Annotated in this window: 21 protein-coding genes; 3 read left to right on the top strand and 18 right to left on the bottom strand. The window is 67.8% G+C overall.

Annotated elements, in window-relative coordinates; all coding sequences use genetic code 11:
- Positions 1 to 102 precede the first annotated feature (102 nt).
- Positions 103 to 948 carry an alpha/beta hydrolase gene (locus tag ACZYZF_RS08565; protein ID WP_463835282.1) on the top strand — a complete coding sequence of 282 codons (846 nt, stop codon included), beginning with the start codon at positions 103 to 105 and terminating at the stop codon, positions 946 to 948.
- Positions 949 to 964: 16 nt separating this feature from the next.
- On the opposite strand, the gene ACZYZF_RS08560 is transcribed toward ACZYZF_RS08565, so the two are convergent.
- The 10 genes from ACZYZF_RS08560 to ACZYZF_RS08515 form a co-directional block, all read right to left on the bottom strand.
- Positions 965 to 1,729, bottom strand: coding sequence for an APH(3'') family aminoglycoside O-phosphotransferase (locus tag ACZYZF_RS08560; RefSeq protein ID WP_463835281.1), 765 nt, complete (start codon positions 1,727 to 1,729; stop codon positions 965 to 967).
- Positions 1,730 to 1,732: 3 nt separating this feature from the next.
- Positions 1,733 to 1,960 carry a hypothetical protein gene (locus ACZYZF_RS08555; protein ID WP_463742612.1) on the bottom strand — a complete coding sequence of 76 codons (228 nt, stop codon included), beginning with the start codon at positions 1,958 to 1,960 and terminating at the stop codon, positions 1,733 to 1,735.
- Positions 1,957 to 2,442 (bottom strand): DUF3093 domain-containing protein, encoded by a 486-nt coding sequence (locus tag ACZYZF_RS08550; RefSeq protein ID WP_463835280.1) that lies wholly within the window; start codon positions 2,440 to 2,442, stop codon positions 1,957 to 1,959. The genes ACZYZF_RS08555 and ACZYZF_RS08550 overlap by 4 nt, the downstream gene beginning before the upstream one ends.
- Entirely contained in the window at positions 2,432 to 2,797 is a 366-nt protein-coding gene (locus ACZYZF_RS08545; RefSeq protein ID WP_463742614.1) for a hypothetical protein, read from the bottom strand. The genes ACZYZF_RS08550 and ACZYZF_RS08545 overlap by 11 nt, the downstream gene beginning before the upstream one ends.
- A gap of 19 nt (positions 2,798 to 2,816) precedes the next feature.
- The gene (locus tag ACZYZF_RS08540) at positions 2,817 to 3,251 is read right to left on the bottom strand and encodes a hypothetical protein (RefSeq protein ID WP_463742615.1); all 435 of its coding nucleotides are present in this window, start codon (positions 3,249 to 3,251) and stop codon (positions 2,817 to 2,819) included.
- Positions 3,248 to 4,180 carry a porphobilinogen synthase gene (gene hemB / locus ACZYZF_RS08535; protein ID WP_463835849.1) on the bottom strand — a complete coding sequence of 311 codons (933 nt, stop codon included), beginning with the start codon at positions 4,178 to 4,180 and terminating at the stop codon, positions 3,248 to 3,250. The genes ACZYZF_RS08540 and hemB overlap by 4 nt, the downstream gene beginning before the upstream one ends.
- 136 nt (positions 4,181 to 4,316) lie before the next feature.
- A complete protein-coding gene (locus ACZYZF_RS08530; RefSeq protein ID WP_463742616.1) occupies positions 4,317 to 5,996 on the bottom strand; it encodes a bifunctional uroporphyrinogen-III C-methyltransferase/uroporphyrinogen-III synthase in 1,680 nt (559 codons plus the stop codon).
- The gene (hemC, locus tag ACZYZF_RS08525) at positions 5,993 to 6,949 is read right to left on the bottom strand and encodes a hydroxymethylbilane synthase (RefSeq protein ID WP_463742617.1); all 957 of its coding nucleotides are present in this window, start codon (positions 6,947 to 6,949) and stop codon (positions 5,993 to 5,995) included. Before hemC ends, ACZYZF_RS08530 begins: the two co-directional genes overlap by 4 nt.
- Positions 6,950 to 6,952: 3 nt before the next feature.
- Positions 6,953 to 8,308, bottom strand: coding sequence for a glutamyl-tRNA reductase (locus ACZYZF_RS08520; RefSeq protein WP_463742618.1), 1,356 nt, complete (start codon positions 8,306 to 8,308; stop codon positions 6,953 to 6,955).
- Positions 8,309 to 8,360: 52 nt separating this feature from the next.
- Positions 8,361 to 8,645: a glutaredoxin family protein gene (locus tag ACZYZF_RS08515; protein ID WP_463835278.1), complete on the bottom strand. Its 285-nt coding sequence runs from the start codon at positions 8,643 to 8,645 to the stop codon at positions 8,361 to 8,363.
- 38 nt (positions 8,646 to 8,683) lie between these two features.
- Between ACZYZF_RS08515 and ACZYZF_RS08510 the strand changes: the two genes are divergently transcribed.
- Both ACZYZF_RS08510 and ACZYZF_RS08505 read left to right on the top strand, forming a co-directional pair.
- Positions 8,684 to 9,577, top strand: coding sequence for an HAD family hydrolase (locus ACZYZF_RS08510; protein WP_463835277.1), 894 nt, complete (start codon positions 8,684 to 8,686; stop codon positions 9,575 to 9,577).
- 102 nt (positions 9,578 to 9,679) lie between these two features.
- On the top strand, positions 9,680 to 10,213 hold the full coding sequence (locus tag ACZYZF_RS08505) for an FAS1-like dehydratase domain-containing protein (RefSeq protein ID WP_463742621.1): 534 nt from the start codon (positions 9,680 to 9,682) through the stop codon (positions 10,211 to 10,213).
- 62 nt (positions 10,214 to 10,275) lie between these two features.
- On the opposite strand, the gene ACZYZF_RS08500 is transcribed toward ACZYZF_RS08505, so the two are convergent.
- The 8 genes from ACZYZF_RS08500 to ACZYZF_RS08465 all read right to left on the bottom strand — a co-directional run bounded on the left by ACZYZF_RS08500 (position 10,276) and on the right by ACZYZF_RS08465 (position 16,944).
- Positions 10,276 to 11,349 carry a lysophospholipid acyltransferase family protein gene (locus ACZYZF_RS08500; protein ID WP_463835847.1) on the bottom strand — a complete coding sequence of 358 codons (1,074 nt, stop codon included), beginning with the start codon at positions 11,347 to 11,349 and terminating at the stop codon, positions 10,276 to 10,278.
- Positions 11,350 to 11,378: 29 nt separating this feature from the next.
- A complete protein-coding gene (locus ACZYZF_RS08495; protein ID WP_463835276.1) occupies positions 11,379 to 12,512 on the bottom strand; it encodes an SDR family oxidoreductase in 1,134 nt (377 codons plus the stop codon).
- Positions 12,513 to 12,541: 29 nt separating this feature from the next.
- A complete protein-coding gene (locus ACZYZF_RS08490; RefSeq protein ID WP_003402602.1) occupies positions 12,542 to 12,643 on the bottom strand; it encodes a 30S ribosomal protein bS22 in 102 nt (33 codons plus the stop codon).
- A gap of 130 nt (positions 12,644 to 12,773) precedes the next feature.
- The gene (locus tag ACZYZF_RS08485; protein WP_003882954.1) at positions 12,774 to 13,001 is read right to left on the bottom strand and encodes a cell division/environmental response transcriptional regulator; all 228 of its coding nucleotides are present in this window, start codon (positions 12,999 to 13,001) and stop codon (positions 12,774 to 12,776) included.
- A gap of 138 nt (positions 13,002 to 13,139) precedes the next feature.
- Positions 13,140 to 14,000, bottom strand: coding sequence for a pyrroline-5-carboxylate reductase (proC, locus tag ACZYZF_RS08480; RefSeq protein ID WP_463835275.1), 861 nt, complete (start codon positions 13,998 to 14,000; stop codon positions 13,140 to 13,142).
- Positions 14,001 to 14,026: 26 nt separating this feature from the next.
- Positions 14,027 to 14,839, bottom strand: coding sequence for a thioesterase family protein (locus tag ACZYZF_RS08475; protein ID WP_463835274.1), 813 nt, complete (start codon positions 14,837 to 14,839; stop codon positions 14,027 to 14,029).
- A 38-nt stretch (positions 14,840 to 14,877) separates the two neighbouring features.
- Positions 14,878 to 15,723: a sugar phosphate isomerase/epimerase family protein gene (locus tag ACZYZF_RS08470; protein WP_463742625.1), complete on the bottom strand. Its 846-nt coding sequence runs from the start codon at positions 15,721 to 15,723 to the stop codon at positions 14,878 to 14,880.
- A 102-nt stretch (positions 15,724 to 15,825) separates the two neighbouring features.
- Positions 15,826 to 16,944: an FUSC family protein gene (locus ACZYZF_RS08465; RefSeq protein WP_463835273.1), complete on the bottom strand. Its 1,119-nt coding sequence runs from the start codon at positions 16,942 to 16,944 to the stop codon at positions 15,826 to 15,828.
- Between the last annotated feature and the right edge of the window lie 15 nt (positions 16,945 to 16,959).

Below are 16,959 nucleotides of genomic sequence, written 5' to 3'. Positions count from 1 at the left end.
CCAAGAGTTCTGTGACCGGGATCACCGACACGGTGGGCGGCGTTATCCCGCTGTGCCCGGACCGTGTCACCTGCTGAGACCCGCAGTTGGAATGATGCGCAGGTGACCTCGCTGACCCGCCGCGACGCGCTGCGTCTAGGCGTCACCGGTGCGGGTGCCGCGGGACTGATGGCGTTGGGCAGCCTGCTCGGTCCGCCCAGGCCCGGCGCGTCTCCGAACCCCAACCAACCGCCCGCCGCGGGCGCGCCCTTGCCGACCCGCGACTCGGGGTCGTTCATCTCCGCGGCCCGCGGCGTCGAAACCAACTGGATCATCGCCCGCCCGCCGGGCCAGCACGGCCCACTACGTCCGGTGATCGCCCTGCACGGGATGGACAACGACGCCGCCGGTGTGATGAGCCTGGGCATCCCCGAAGCGCTGGCCCAGCTGACCGCGGCCGGCCGGCCGCCGTTCGCAGTGGTCAGTGTGGATGGCGGCAACTCGTTCTGGCGCCGCCGAGCCTCTGGTGGAGACTCCGGGGCGATGGTGCTCAACGAACTGATCCCGATGCTGGCCACCAAGGGCATCGACACCTCGCGCGTGGCCTTCATGGGCTGGTCGATGGGCGGCTACGGCGCCATGCTGTTGGGCGCCAGACTGGGCGCGGCGCGCACCGCGGCGGTCTGCGCCATCAGCCCGGCGCTCTACCTCACGTACTGGGGCGCGCCGCCCGACGCCTTCGACAGCCTCGAAGACTGGCAGCAGAACTCAGCGCTGAGACTGGTACCGGCGCTGGGGTCGATCCCGCTACGCATCGACTGCGGCACCGGGGACGGGTTTTACGCCGCGACCCGAATGTTCGTCAACCAACTGCCCAGGACCCCGGCCGTCGGCTTCTACCCCGGCGGCCACGATCAGGACTTCTGGCGCGCGCACCTGTCCGACGAGCTGGCCTGGCTCGATTCCTGAACCGCGCCTTGGGCTCTCACCCCCAGGTCAGCGGATCCAATGCGAGGTAGAACCGCAGCCGGTCCTCGTCTATCGCCGCCGGATAGTCCACTGCCAGGCCCGCCGCGGCGCCCTCGGCGAATCCCGGAAAGGTGTCGGCCGTATTGGCCAGCAACAACGCCAGGTCGGCATGGCGGTCCGCGAGTCCCAGCCGGCCCAGGTCGACGAACCCCGCGACGGTAAGCCGGTCCGGGTCGATCAGGATGTTCGGCAGGCACAGGTCGCCATGGCACACCACCTGATCGGCGGCCTCCTGGCGGCGACGCAGACCGGCCTCACGTTCGACGCGGGCGAGCAGTTCTCCGGGCGGGACGTCCCGGTCCTCGTCGCACAGGAACTCCGGGTTGACCGCACCCGCGGCGACGACCGAGCGGGCCCGGGCCAGCATGTCGTCCAGATCGCGCCGGTAGGGACACTCGTGGGCCGCGATGCCGTGCAGCGTGCGGACCGCCTCCACGATCGAGGGCCAGGCCGCCCGCAGAGCCGGTTCCGCGAGCCGATCCGCAGCGACGCCGCCGATGGCACTGGTGACCAGGACGGCACCGCCGTCCTCGGTGGCAGACCAGTCGATGATTTCCGGCACCGGAAGCCCGTGGTCGTGCGCCCAGGACACCCGGTCCCGTTCCGCGGCCAGATCGGCCGCTGCCGCGGGGCCGACCACCTTGGCGTACCTGGCACCGTCAGCGTCCCGGAACACACCGGCGCCGGATTCTCCCTGCGAGACGGGCTGCCAGTCGGTCATGTGTCAGCGGCGCAACCGGGCGACACCCAACACCGTCAGTACGCCCGCCAGACCCGCCAGCACCAACGCCAGCACCAACAGCGGCGACGAATAGCTGACCGCCGTGGTGACCGGCTCACCGTCCAAAACGGGTGCCACCTCGATCGTCGTCGCCGCCGCCATCCAGCTCAGCACACAGCCCACGGCGGCCACGGCGGCCACCACGAGCTCGACGACGGCGCGACGCTTCACGGGGTGCGCTCCTCGACCAGTGGCGTCAGCACTTCCCGCAGCCGACGATGCTTGCGTGCCCAGGCCTGGGCCCCGCGACCGCCGGTGAGTTTCAGCCCGATGCCGGTGCGGCCCCGGGGCACCCCGGAGAGCTCGCCGAGGGCCCGGTCGGACTGCCACTTCGGCGACTCAGAGCCCGACGCCGGCGGGTAGATCCGCACGATCTCGTCGATCTTCAGGATCTCGGCGCCCTGGCGCAGGGTCTGGGCGGTCAGCTCAACCGAGGTGTGGATGCGCGCGGCCTTGATCTGGATGGCCACGAACGCCGACACCAATACCAGGAACAGGATCGGAATCCACAGGTCGTAGCCGTATCCGCCGGTCATCTGCAGAATCGCCATGCCGACACCGGCGAACGGCCCCAGCAAGAGCCACGCCCAGCTGGCCCCCTGCTCGTAGAACAGGACCTCGGCCGCAACTTTGTTCACCGGTTCACTCTCCATCGTCACCCCTCCGCTGCGACAGCGCGCTCAGGCCGGTACCCGCGATGAGCGGGAGCAGCGCGACCAGCACGAGAATATTGAGGCCGGTCAACAGCACCAGAACCACGATAGCCAGCGACAACGCCATCGCGGCGCGCCGGTAGCGCGGATCGGCGGAGCGACTCCGGCCGGCCAGGAAGGCCATGCCGAGGCCCGCGAGCACCGTGAGCACTCCCACCCACCGGTACAACGTCGCGTTCACGGGCGGGCTCGACGAGACTGCGAGCATTCCGCCGGCGATCAACAACACCGAGCCGACCAACCAGCAACTGAACCCGATGGTCGCGCGTCGCGACGGGGATGAGTGTGCAGACATTGTCGGGAAGCGTAGCGACTCAGCGGGTGAAGAAACCGTCGGCGTCCTTGCGGTACAGCAGGTAGAGCCCGCCGGCGATCAAGACAGACCCGACGATTGCGGTGACCGCGTAACCCACCGCAGCCGCGTCCTGACGTTCGCCACTCAGCAGGCTGCCGATCGAGTGGAGCACCGAGATGATCCCGCCGCTGGTCAACAGGGTGCGAGCCCAGCGATACCCCTGCCGCATCAGCAACAGGAACGCCACCACGATCGAGGACAGCACCACCACGAACATCACCGAGAAGACGACCGTCATCGACTGTTGCACGCCCTTGCCGGAGCCGGTGAGTGCGTCGATCAGATACCCGACCACCATGAGCACCAGTGCGGCCGCCCACAACCAGAACCCGGTGTCGACGTCCTCGGGACGTCCGGTCGGGCTCGGTTGCTGTTCGGTCACCTGATCGGTCACGCGAGCCAGCCGGCCACGTCGGCCGCCCAATAGGTCAGCACGATGTCGGCACCGGCCCGCCGGATTCCGGTCAAGGACTCCAGGGCGGCGGCCTGCAGGTCGATCCAGCCATTGGCCGCAGCGGCGCAGATCATCGAGTATTCGCCCGAAATCTGGTACGCCGCAACGGGTACCGGTGAGATATCGGCAGCGGCGCGCACCACATCCAGGTAACTCATCGCGGGCTTGACCATCACCATGTCGGCGCCCTCGTCGATGTCGAGTTCCACCTCGTGCACGGCCTCGCGGATATTGCCCGGATCCTGTTGATAGGTGCGCCGATCGCCCTGCAAGCTCGATGACACCGCTTCCCGGAACGGGCCGTAGAACGCCGAGGCGAACTTGGCGGCATAGGCCAAGATGGCGACGTCGGCATGTCCGGCGGCATCGAGGCCGTCGCGGATGGCGGCCACCTGACCGTCCATCATGCCGCTGGGACCCACCACGTGTGCACCCGACTCCGCTTGTGCCACAGCAAGTTCCACATAGCGCGTGTTGGTGGCGTCGTTATCGACCCGGCCCGCGGCATCCAGCACCCCACAGTGCCCGTGATCGGTGAACTCGTCGAGGCAGGTGTCGGCCATCAGCACCGTCGCGTCACCGAGATCCTTGGCCAGATCGCGCAGGGCCACGTTGAGGATGCCGTCCGGATCGATGCCCACGGCACCTGTCGGATCCTTGTCCTCGTCGCGGGGCACGCCGAACAGCATCAACCCGCCCACACCGGCCGCCACCGCGTCGGCGGCCGCCTGCCGCAACGAATCCCTGGTGTGTTGCACCACGCCGGGCATCGAGGAGATGGGGCGCGGAGCGTCGATACCGTCAGCGACGAACATCGGCAGCACCAGATGCCGCGGCTCCAAAGAGGTTTGGGCCACCAGCCGACGCATCGCCGGCGTGGACCGCAGACGACGAGGACGATGCCTTGGAAAGGCCACAGCTATCCCTCCTCCGATCCATCCTCGAAACGGCGTTCCAGCAGGAAAAGTTCGAGTACGGCCCTGCCGGAATGCTGTTTCGGCGAAACTAGCGCCGGCGGCTCTTCTTGCGCGGCGGAGGCAGCGCCCCTTCGGCGCGAAGTCGAGCGGCATGCTCGGCAAGCGCATCGACCAGCGGTCCCACCGCGGCCGACTCGGGCTGGACATCCACCCGCAGGCCGAATTCCGCTGCGGTTTCAGCAGTTTTCGGTCCGATGCAGGCCACGATGGTCCGAGCGTGCGGCTTGCCGGCGATACCGACCAGGTTGCGCACCGTGGAGCTCGAGGTGAAGCAGACCGCATCGAAGCCGCCGGTCTTGATCATCTCGCGGGTCTGCGCCGGCGGCGGAGCCGCCCGCACGGTGCGGTAGGCAGTGACGTCCTCGATCTCCCAGCCGCGCTCCCGCAGGCCCTCGGCCAGCGTCTCGGTGGCGATGTCGGCACGGGGCAGCAGCACCCGATTCACGGGATCGAAAACCTCGTCGAACGGCGGGAACTCATCGAGCAGGCCGAGCGAGGACTGCTCACCCGACGGCACCAGCTCGGGGTTGATACCGAACCCCCGCACCTTGTCGGCGGTGGCCTGCCCGACACAGGCGATCTTCACACCCGAGAACGCCCGCGCGTCCAAGCCGAACTCGTTGAACTTCTCCCAGACCGCACGCACGGCATTGGTCGAGGTGAACACGACCCACTGGAAACGACCGTCGACCAGGCCCTTGACCGCGCGCTCCATCTGCGCGGGGCTGCGCGGCGGTTCGACCGCGATGGTCGGCACCTCGATCGGCAGGGCGCCGTGGCCCACCAGCCGATCGCTCATCTCGCCGGCCTGATCCTTGGTGCGCGGCACCAGCACGGTCCAGCCGTACAGGGCGCGGCTCTCCCACCAGTTCAACTTGGCCCGGTTCGCCACGGTCTTGCCGATGGTGACGACCAGCGGACCGACCAGCGGCCCCGCCAGCTCACTTCCGGCCGGCTTCTCCAGCACCGCCTTGTCGGTCAGCCCACCAAGGGTGGCCTCCACCGAGCGCTGCTGGCAGGTGGTACCGCTCGCGGTCACCACCGCAGGAGTGTTCTCGGACAGACCGAACTCGATCAGGGTGCGGGCGGCATCCGGCAGGTGCGACGCGGTCGCGTGCAGGATCAGCGGCCCGGGTGCGGCGGCCAGGGCCGCCCAGTCCACGTCACCGCGGACATCGGCCACGGTGTGCGACGACCCGAGCGGCAGGCCCGCGTAGGTGGGCACAGCACTCGTGGCGGGCAATCCGGGGACGATCTCGAAGTTCATGTGGGATTTGGCCAGTGCACCGATCTCGGTGATGACGGCGTCCACCGACAGCGGGTCACCGGCGACCAGGCGCACCACGTCGTAGCCGTGGCGGGCCTCGGAGATCAGTGTCTTGGCCACCTCAGCGGGATCGCCGAGAGCCGGACGGATCTCGGGCCCACCCGCGATGATGGCGGCTTGTCCGGCGTCGGGCGCTCCGGCGGCGTCGCCACCGGCGGCGGCGTCGGCCTTGGTCGGCTCAGCCGGGGCCGGGCCGGATGCCGGTGGCAGCTCGGTGCCGATCAGGGCCAGTACGGCCTCTGGGACGTCGGGATCGGTGAACACCAACTCGGCGTGCGCCAACACTGTTTGCGCCCGTGCCGTCAGCAGCCCCGGGTCTCCCGGGCCTGAGCCCACAAATGTGATGCGGCCGGGCTTCGCCTTGCGACCTCGCATGGTCATTCTTCACTCCCGCGCTCTACCAACAGCTCGCGTGCACCCAGCTCGAAAAGCTCCGCGGCCACCGAGACACCCAAGTCGGCGGCCCGTTCGGGAGTTCCGATACCGGACGCACGGATCACGTCGGATCCGTCCAGCGTCGCTACGCAGCCGCGCAACGACAGCTCCTCGAAGACATTGCCGTCCTCATCGATCGACTCGACCACTTCTGCGATCGCGCCCACCGGTGCGGAACAGCCCGCCTCCAGTTCGGCGAGCAGGGTCCGTTCGGCGGTGACCGCGGCGCGCGTGTCGGTGTCATCCAACTCCGACAGCACCGAAATCAGCTCGGTGTCGCCGGAGCGGCACTCCACCGCGAGCGCACCTTGAGCCGGCGCTGGCAACATCTGCACCGGCTCGAGCGACTCGGTGACTGCATCGAGACGTCCGATGCGGGCCAGACCCGCACGGGCGACCACGATGGCGTCGAGATCGCCGCTCGTAACCCTGTTCAACCTGGTATCTAGGTTGCCTCGTAGGGGGCGGATTTCCAAACCGAGACCCAGTGCTCTAAGCTGCGCGGCCCGTCGCGCACTCGACGTGCCGATCACAGACCCGGGCGGCAACTCGCCGAGCACCATTCCGTCGCGCGCCACCAGCGCGTCACGGGAGTCCTCACGCCGCGGGACGGCGGCGATCACGAACCGCTCGTCACGTGCGGTGGGCAAATCTTTGTAGGAGTGCACTGCCATGTCCACCCGGCCGTCGTGGATCGCCTCCCGCAGCGCCGCGGTGAAGACCCCGACGCCGATTTCGGCGATGGGACCTTGGTTGCGGTCGCCCTCGGTCGAGATGATCACCAACTCGCAGGGGTGACCTGCGGCCCGCAAAGCGTCCCTGATGGTGCCGGCCTGCGTGGTCGCCAGCAGGCTACCCCGGGTGCCGATCCGGATTACCGTATCGCGCGTTTCTACCAAGCTCTACTCAGACTTATCGAGATCTGTTGTCATAAAGGGCAATTCGCTGGCCGCCACAGCTTCGACGGCCTGCGGGTCGAGTTCGAACAGCTCCCGCAGAGCCTCTGCGTAGCTGTCCCCGCCAGGTGCGCTGGCGAGTTGTTTCACCCGCACCGTGGGTGCGTGCAAAAGTTTGTCGACGACGCGGCGGACCGTCTTGGCCACCTCGTCGCGGTATGCCGCCTCCAGTTCGGGCAGCCGGTTGTCCAGGCGCAGCAACTCGGCCTCCACCACGTCGGCGGCGCGTTGCCGCAGCGCGGTAACGGTCGGGGTGACCTCGGCCATCCGCTGACCCGCCAGGTAGTTGGCAACCTCGGTGGCGACGATCGTGCGGGCCGCATCGGCATCGGTCGCCGCGGCCCGCGCCGACGGCTCCCGCTGAATCCGGTCCATGTCGACGACCCAGACACCGGGTAACCCGGAAACCGCCGGATCGACGTCGCGGGGCATTCCGAGGTCACAGATGACCAGCTGACGATCACCGGCCGCGGCGTTGCGCTGCGCCAGCGCGTGGTGCACGTCGGCCAGGGAGACCACCGGCCGTACCGCCCCGGTGCTGCTGACCACGACATCGGAATCGGCCAGGGCTTCCGCGAGATTGTCCAAGGAGAAGGGCTGCGCCTGCACGCCCTGCTCAGTCAGGTTCGCGGCGAGGCGCTGGGCCCGCGGCAGCGAGCGATTCACCACGTGAACCCGTTCGATTCCGGCCCGCACCAGATGTGCGCCGGCCAGGGCGCCCATCGAGCCCGCGCCGATGACGGCTGCGGTGCGCCCGGCGAGCCCACCGGTGAGTTTGGTCTCGGCCATGCCGAGGGCGACCGACACGACGGATGCACCCGCGGCGTCGATCCCGGTCTCGGAGTGCACGCGCTTACCGACATTGAGTGCGCGCTGGGCCAGCTCGTGCAGGGTGCGCCCGACGGTCTGGTGCTCCTCGGCCGACGAATAGGCACGCCGCACCTGCCCCAGCACCTGGGCTTCACCGATGACGGCCGAATCCAGGCCGCTGGTCACCGCGAACAGATGCTCGACAGCGGCCTCGGCGTAGCGCACGTAGGCGTATTTCGTGAGGTCGTTCAGCGACATGCCGGAGTGCTCCGAGAGCACCTGCCCGATGATCGAGAGGCCGCCGTGGAAGGCCTCGACCACGGCATAGATCTCGACGCGGTTGCACGTGGACAGGACCATTGCCTCGGTGACCAACGAGGATCGAAGGACCTCGTCGATGATCTTGGCCTGATCGGATTCGTCAGTGCTCAACTGCTCGAGAACAGACACCGGCGCGCTGCGGTGCGAAACCCCGAATAGCAGCACACTCACGGCTTCATCACCACGTCACCAAGGTAATCGTTTCCTGCCCGCCCACCAAATTTCATCTCGGTGCGATGTCGGCCCGAAGCGCCTGCTCGTCGACTTCCCAATAGCTGTGCTGGGTCCCGTTCAGCAAAACCACCGGCAACAGATCGCCGAACCGGGCCCTCAGGGTCGAGTCCCCGGCGGCGGCAGCGGCATCGACGTCGGTGTTCACCAGGTCGAAGTCCAGTTCTTCGCGCAACGCGGCCAGCTGCCGGGCCGCCTGCTCACACATGCTGCAGCCCGTTCGGGTCAGCAACGTCACAGTGGTTCGACCGCCGGTACCCGCCTGCTCGCCCTCCACACCGCCAGTATCCCGGCCGGGTGACTTAGGGTGAAAACGTGCCCGAATCCGGTAGTGCCGATGCGCTCGAACAGGAGCTTGCCGCCGAGGCCAGCGCCGAACTCGCTGTGACTGAGCTCGAGCCCGACACCGTAACCGCGGCGACGCCGGCGCCGCCGCCCGATCTGACGGCCGCAGCGTTCTTCGACGTCGACAACACCCTGGTGCACGGGTCGTCATTGGTGCACTTCGCCCGCGGCCTGGCCGCCCGCAAGTACTTCACCTACGGCGACGTACTCGGGTTCGTCTATGCGCAGGCCAAGTTCCAGCTCACCGGCAAGGAGAACAGCGACGACGTGGCGGCCGGGCGGACCAAGGCCCTGGCCTTCATCGAGGGCCGCTCGACAGCCGAACTCGTCGAACTCGGCGAGGAGATCTACGACCAGATCATCGCCGACAAGATCTGGCCGGGCACCCGGGCGCTGGCCCAGATGCACCTGGACGCCGGTCAGCAGGTGTGGCTGGTCACCGCGACTCCCTACGAACTGGCCGCGACGATCGCCAAGCGCCTGGGGCTGACAGGGGCGTTGGGAACAGTCGCCGAATCGGTCGACGGGGTGTTCACCGGCCGGTTGGTCGGGGACATCCTGCACGGCACCGGCAAGGCCCACGCCGTGCGGTCCCTGGCCATCCGCGAAGGTCTCAACCTGCGCCGGTGCACCGCCTATTCGGACAGCTTCAACGACGTACCGATGCTGTCGCTGGTCGGCACCGCGGTGGCGATCAACCCCGACGCCGCGCTACGCGATGTGGCCAGGGAGCGCGGCTGGGAGATCCGCGACTTCCGCACCGCACGCAAGGCTGCGCGCATCGGGGTGCCGTCGGCATTGGCGCTCGGCGCGCTGGGCGGCGCGCTGGCCGCTGCCGCCTCACGCCGACACGACATTCGCTGACCTGACAGGCCGCGTTATAAGCTTCGGCGGGCCGCTCCAGCGGCTCGGCAGTCAGGCACGTTTGTGCGCACCGCGCACCGCATACCGAACAGCGCAGGGAATATGAGCATCGCCGCAAACATCATCGGGACTCACTACCGGTACCCCGACTACTTCGAGGTCGGCCGGGAAAAGGTCCGTGAGTTCGCCAGCGCGGTCAAGGATGACCATCCGGCGCTCTACGACGCCGAGGCCGCCAAAGAATACGGCCACGACTCCGTGGTGGCGTCGGTGACGTTCCTCGCAGTGGCCGGCCGGCGGGTCCAGCTCGAGCTGTTCGACAAGTTCGACATTCCGATCAACCTCGAGCGCGTGCTGCACCGCGACCAGAAGCTGATCTTCCACCGGCCGATCCTGGTCGGCGACAAGCTGTGGTTCGACTCCTACCTGGACTCGGTCATCGAGTCGCACGGCACCGTGATCGCCGAGGTCCGGGCCGAGGTGACCGACGACGACGGCAACCCGGTTGCCACCAGCATCGTCACCATGCTCGGCGAGGCCGCCATCGACGAGGCCGACGAGATCAGTTCACAGATCGCCGCGGCACGCGACGCCGCCATCGCCAAGATGGTTGCCGGGCAAAAGTCCGGCGCCTGATTTTTCTTGCGACATTTCCCGCGAGCAGTCCCCCGCAAGCGGGAAAAGGGTGAGCGAAAAACTCAGCCGAAGAACATGTTTCGGCGACCGGCGAGCAGCTGATACAGCGTGTGCTGGATGGTCTCGCGGACCTGATCGGTCAGCTCGAACGTGATCATCGGATCGTCGGCGGCGGTCTCGTCGTAGTCGACCGTCTCGATCGGCTCACCGAACTGGATGTGCCACTTCGACGGCAACGGCACCAGGCCGAGCGGGCCGGCCAGCGGGAACAGCGGGGTCACCGGGAAGTACGGCAGACCGAGCAACCGGGCCAGCAGCTTCACGTCGGCCATCATCGGGTAGATCTCCTCCGAGCCCACTATCGAGCACGGCACGATCGGCGCCTGGGCTCGCAGAGCTGCGGAAACGAAGCCGCCACGGCCGAACCGCTGCAGCTTGTAGCGATCTTTGAAGTTCTTGCCCAGCCCCTTGAAGCCCTCCGGGAACACCGCGGTGAGCTCACCGTTGGCCAGCAGCCGGTGCGCGTCGGTGCTGCAGGCGACGGTGTGCCCCGCCTTGCGCGCGGCCTGCCCGACCATCGGCAGGTCGAACACCAGATCGGCGGCCAGCAGACGCAGATCCCGGTGCGCGGGGTGGTGATCGTGTACGGCCACCTGGGTCATCAACCCGTCGAAGGGCAGCACCCCGGCGTGGTTGGCCACCACGAGCGCGGCCCCGCTCTCGGGCAGGTTCTCGATACCGGACACCTCGACCCGGAACCAGGACCGGAAAAACGTTCGCAGCAAAGGCAAGAAGATTGCGTTGGTGATGTGCGGGTCGAACCCGAACTCGTCCACCGAGTACTCACCGGTCATCCGGGCGCGGACGAATTCCGAGACGGCGGCTATGCCCTTGACGAGTTCGCTGGGGCCTTCGTCGACAGTCGACTGACCCGACGCGCTGCTGCGGTGCTGATCGATCTCACGGACCACCGCGGCGATCTGCTCGGCCGAGGCACGGCTTCCCGGATCGGCCAGGACAGAAGGATGCCTGCGGGCGCTGTCGGACCGGGCCGCCGCTCGGCGCGCAGCCGAGGAACGATTCGAGTTCCCATGTAGCGGAATGACTTTCGCTTTTGATTCGCCCGCCACGTCGATACCTTCTCCCACCCCGGATAGAGCCAGTACTAATGTCCCAAACGCTGCGCCACCCCCGCGGCGCGACTCTCCATTGAGCGTACCCATCGCGGATCGAGTATCGGTGTCAATCCACGACCTCGGACGTAGTCGTCGAATGCCTCGGCGGTCGTCCACTTGGGACTGTAGCCCAGAACCCTGTGCATCCGCGTAGTGTCCATGACCCGGCCGTAGCTCAGATAGTTCATCTGATCGCGGTCGAGTTCGGTGTAACGCGTTGCGCGACTGAGTGAATTGATCGCCGACAACGCCCCACGCGGGACCGGGAGCCGGATCCGTCCGGAGCGCCGGATCGCCTGGCTCATCATGATGATGCCGGAGGCGCCGATGTTGAACGTGCCCGCCTTGCCGGCCATCGTCGCACGCTCGAGGGCGCCGAGGGCGTCCTGTTCGTGCAGCAGTTGCAGCCGCGCGTCATGCCCGACGACCGACGGAACCACCGGCCCGGCCAGATACCGCGAGAGTGCGGTGTCCATCGCGGGCCCGATCATGTTGGCCAGCCGCAGGATGGTCAGGTCGATGTCCGGACGGCGCCGGGCCAGGCCGCGCGCGTAGCCCTCCATGTCGATGCTGTCGCGAGCGAACCCGTCACCCGGCGGACGCCGAGCGCTGCTCTCCTCGCTGAACATCACCGGATCGCGCGGGGACGCGCCGTACACCTCAGAGGTGGACTTGAGCACGACCCGACGGACCGACGGTGTCTTCTGGCAGGCGGCGAACAACTGGATGGCGCCCATCACGTTGAGTTCCTTCAACGTGGCGGGGCCTCCGGACCGCGGCGCATAGGATGCCGCCGCGGCATGCACGACGGTGTCCACATTCCCGTTTCGGATCACCTTGGCGATAAACGGGTTGCGGATGTCCGCGCGGACGAACTCCGCGCGTCCCATCCGACGCATCAGATCCTTGCTCGGCACCACCGCATCGACGGCGATGATGTGCTCGATCGCCGGGTTCTGCGCCAGCCTGGCGATCAGGTATCCACCGAGAAACCGGCACGCACCCGTGACCAGAACTACTTTCGGAGCGGGTGACGCATCTGCGGACTGTCCCGCACCGGAAGTGTCCGAGCCAGATCCGGGGACTCCCGTAGGGCGTCCCCCCGAACGACCATCAGAATCCATCGGCTCAGCCTAGCGGCCGCAGCAGTTGGCTACTTGCCGAGTTTTCTACGCTGCACCCGGGTACGGCGAAGCAGCTTGCGGTGCTTCTTCTTCGACATACGCTTACGCCGCTTCTTGATGACTGAGCCCATAAACCCTGGTGTCTCCGCTACTGACGCTGATGATTGACCTGGTTACTTTACCCGGGACGGTCACCGAAACGGAAAACGCCAGCCTGCTCTGGGCGCTCAGCCCGTACGGCCGCGCCCTCGACCCGGATTGTCAGCCGGCGTCGAAGTACGAAGACTCCAGCAGATCGTGGACTGCCTTGGCGTGGACCCGGAACGATCGGCCCACTCGAACCGCAGGCAGTTCACCGTTGTGCACCAACCGGTACACCGTCATCTTCGAGACCCTCATCAGGCTCGCCACTTCGGCGACCGTCAGAAATTGAGCTCGAGGCTGACCGTCGCCAGCATCCCGCGCCGATGGCCCGTTCATAGACGTCATCGCAACCCAATCAATCAGGCACGGGCAGTTCCAGCGGCTTCCCCACCGCTGGCACCGACCCGCGCATACATAGGGAGAATAGCGTGGCGGGTGGGGTTACTGCGACGGGTGTGGGCTAATCAGTTGGAATTAATCTAATTACTCAGATGTAATTCCGAGCTGCTCAGAGCGCGTTTTCGCGGCCAGAACGGCGTTGGACACCGCACCCCGCAGTCCCCCGCGCTCCAGTTCCCGCAGCCCAGCGGCGGTGGTGCCGGCCGGCGAGGTCACCATGGCCCGCAATCGCGCCGGTGTGGTGTCCAGCGCGGCGCCTCCGGCCGCGTTCACCTCATCGAGACGCTCCAGCAGCATTGCCGCCGAGCCTGCCATCGTCTGGACCGCCAGATCGGTGGCCACCGCACGCGACAGACCCGCTTCCACGCCCGCATCCACCAGAGCCTCGACCATCAGGAAGAAGTACGCCGGCCCCGACCCGGACACCGCGGTCACCGCGTCCAGCTGCGACTCACTCACCGTGAGCACGCCGCCGACCGCATCGAAGATCGACGAGACCTCCTTGAGCTGCTCGGCAGTCGCGAACCGGCCCGCCGCCAAGGCGCTCACCCCGCCGCCGACCACGATCGGGGAGTTGGGCATCACGCGGATGACCGGAGACCCGGCCGGCAGCTTGTTCTCGTAGTACGACGTGCTGACGCCGGCCGCGATGCTGACGAACACCTGCTCGGCGGTGTCGGAATCGGCACGCGCCACCGCGTCGGCGATCTCGTCGATCACATTCGCGACGTCGGTCGGCTTGACCGCGACCACCACGTAGGCGGCGTTGTCGGCGGCATCGGCGACCGAGGTCACCAGCACCGAGTACTTCTCCGACAGGTACTTGGCCCGGTCCGGGTACTTCTCCGCGACCACCATGTCCTTGACCTGCCTGCCAGCCCTCAACAGCCCCGACAGCAGCGCCTCGCCCATGCTTCCGCCGCCGATTATCGCGATTCTCGACATGGGCGACAGCATTCCATGTCGAGACGTCAGGACGCTGCAGGCACCATCGCCAACTGCCGCGTCTGCACGACGATCCGGCCCTCGCAGTCGACGACGATGTGATCCTCGTCGAACCAGTCCTGGCCGATCTGCACCGAGGTGCACATCACCCGCAGCCAGCCATCGGCCGGCAATGCCCGCAGATAGGCCGTCAATTGGACCGTGGGCGCCCAACCGGTGCGTTCCACGGCGAATGTCACCGGAGCCGACACATCTCCGCACAGGAGCGCGAACAGCACGTCGGGAGCCACCCCCTTCGGACGCACCCAGTACTCGAACACCGGCGGCCCACCATCGGAACGCGGACCCATGGTGTGCAGGGCCGGCCGGATGTCGCAGCCGTGCGCCAGGTGCACGACGTGCTCCATCGGATGCCCGGGGCCGATCGGCTCCAGCCCAGGTGGCGGTTCGGGCGTCATCAGCGGCACCACGGGGTTGAACGACAGCAGCGGCGGCACGTGATGCTCCGGCTCACCGAGGGTGACCGACACCGTCACCGCGGTTCGGTCCCCCTGCCGGAGCTCGACGTCCACCAGACCGATCCGGCGGCCCCGCTTCCGCACCGTGGTGACCACCTGCATCGGACCGGGATCCGGCGCCCACAGGAAATTTCCGGAGACCGCCAGGGGCTGCGCGGACGTGCCCAGCTCGGTGCGGGCGGCGTTGGCGCACAGCGCGAGCATGGCGCCGCCGTGCACCTTGGGCCCGATCGTCCAGTGCTCGTTGAGCTCGCCGTGATAGACGCCGTCGCCGGCCGACGTCAGTGCCATGGCATCGGTGAACAGGGTGGAACCGGTCATGTGCGTCCTTTGCAGCCGGGGCGTGGGTGGGATCGAGCTCAGCGCAACAGGTGTGTGCGGGCGAACTGCAACGACTCGGTCAGCAGCGCCTCGCGTTCGGACGCCGTCCTCGCCGCCGAGGTGGTGACCTCGAGGACGACGTGGCCGGAGAAATCGCCCGCCGCCAGCATCTGGCACACCTCGGCGGTGGGCTGAGTGCCGCGGCCCGGGACCAGATGCTCGTCGGTGGATGCGCCCTTGCCGTCGCACAGATGCAGGTGCACCAGACCGTCGCCCATACGCCGGGCCATGTCCATCGCATCGGTGCCTGCCGTCGCGGTATGGCTCAGATCGAGCGTGTAGTGCGCATGATCGCCGTCCAGCGGGTCATACGACGGCGCGAAAGCGGAGATGCCCGGGCCCGGCCTGCCACCGCGCTTGCGCATCCGCTCGATCGACGTGCCGCCCGCCCCGAAAAACCGGTCGGCGCGGAACGGGAACATGTTCTCCACCGCCACCAGGACCTCGCTGTCGGCCTCCAACTGGGCCACCTGCTCGCTGAACCCCTCGGCGTAGCGGCGCTGCCAGCGGAACGGTGGATGCACGACGACGGTCTGCGCACCCAACTCCTCGGCGGCACGGACGCTGCGTTCCAGCTTCGGGATCGGGTTGGAACCCCACACCCGCTGTGAGATCAGCAGACAGGGCGCGTGCACCGACAACACCGGCACGCCGTAGTGCGCCGACATCTTGGCGACGGCCTCGACATCTTGGCTGACCGACTCCGCCCACACCATCAGCTCGACACCGTCGTAGCCGAGGCGGGCGGCGTACTCGAACGCGGCCTCCGTCCTCAGCGGATAGACCGAGGCGGTGGACAGACCGATCTTGATGGCTGGGCGCACGACCTAATTGTGTACTGAGGCCCGATCGCTCCTCGCGTGCGCGGTGGCTGTTTCGCTCCTCGCGTGCGCAGTGGCTGATTCGCTCCTCGCGTGCGCGGCAGCCTAACTCGCCTGCAGCAGTGCCAACGGCCCGAAGGTCACCAGCGCTCCGACCGCCACCGCGGTCAGCGTGCTGCCGATGTCCTCGGTCTTGCGAACCACCCGCACGCCACCGGCCAGGCCGAGGATGACCAGCACCCCGAGCACCAGCGCGACGATGGTGTTCCACTTCCACAGCTGATCGAAGGCGACGAAAAGGCCGGCGCCGAAGGCCACCGCGATCACGCACTGACCGACGATCCACAGCCCGCGAACCAGCGGGGAGGCCGGCTGCTGCTCCTCGTCGAATTCGTCGTGCTCGTCGAAGTCGTCGACGCCCTGCGACAGGTCCTCGTCGTGTTCGAGATCGATGCCGTCACGGCCCCGGGAACGCCGCGCCTGCTCATCGGCCACGGACCCTCCGCCGAACAACGGCCCGAGTGACGAGTACGAACGATCTCCGTAATCGTCGCCGTAGTCGTCGCCCGCGTAGTCGTCGTACACGGTGTCGTCGACAGAATCCACGCCGTGCAGGTCGTGGTCATCGGGCTCGACCAACGCCTCGGCCGGCCCTGCCGCGGCATCCGCGTCAAGGTCGTAGAGGGGATCCGGGCTCATCCGCTCGGCACCGGTCCCCGACGGTCGGTAGTCACGCGCCGCCTTTTTGGGCTGCCCGCGGCGGGGACGCGGCCGGAACTCGACAGGCTCGGGGTCGGCATCGCGCGCAGCCAGGTGCGCGTCGTAGTCGTCCTCGGCCTCGCCGCGCACCACGTCGGGTTCGGCCGGCCTGATGGGCGGCTTGACTCGTGGGGGCCGGGGGCCGCCGTTGCGGACCCGCGGCTCTTCGCGGGGTTCGCGGGGCTCGCGGGGCTCGCGGGGCTCGTCCAGGATGGGCGCCACGACGGCGGTGTCGACCAGTGGGTCAGGCGCGGGAACCGGCGTATCGAGGAGTTCGTCCTCCATGTCATCGGTGATGACGGGGATCTCGCCGGTGAGCTCGGCGACCGTCACCGAGTCGCTGTTACCGCGCCGACGCCGACGGCGACCGCCCACCGGGGGTGCCCCGATCGTCCCGTTCTTTGCCAGCAACTCCGCGACCGAGATCGGTCGGGTGCCGGTTGGGCTGTTCTCTGGTCCTGTCATACCGTCATACCTATG

The organism is Mycobacterium sp. IDUB_24, from assembly GCF_055419385.1.
The sequence above is the reverse complement of the archived record's forward strand: the minus strand, read 5'-3'. Positions and strand labels throughout refer to the sequence as shown.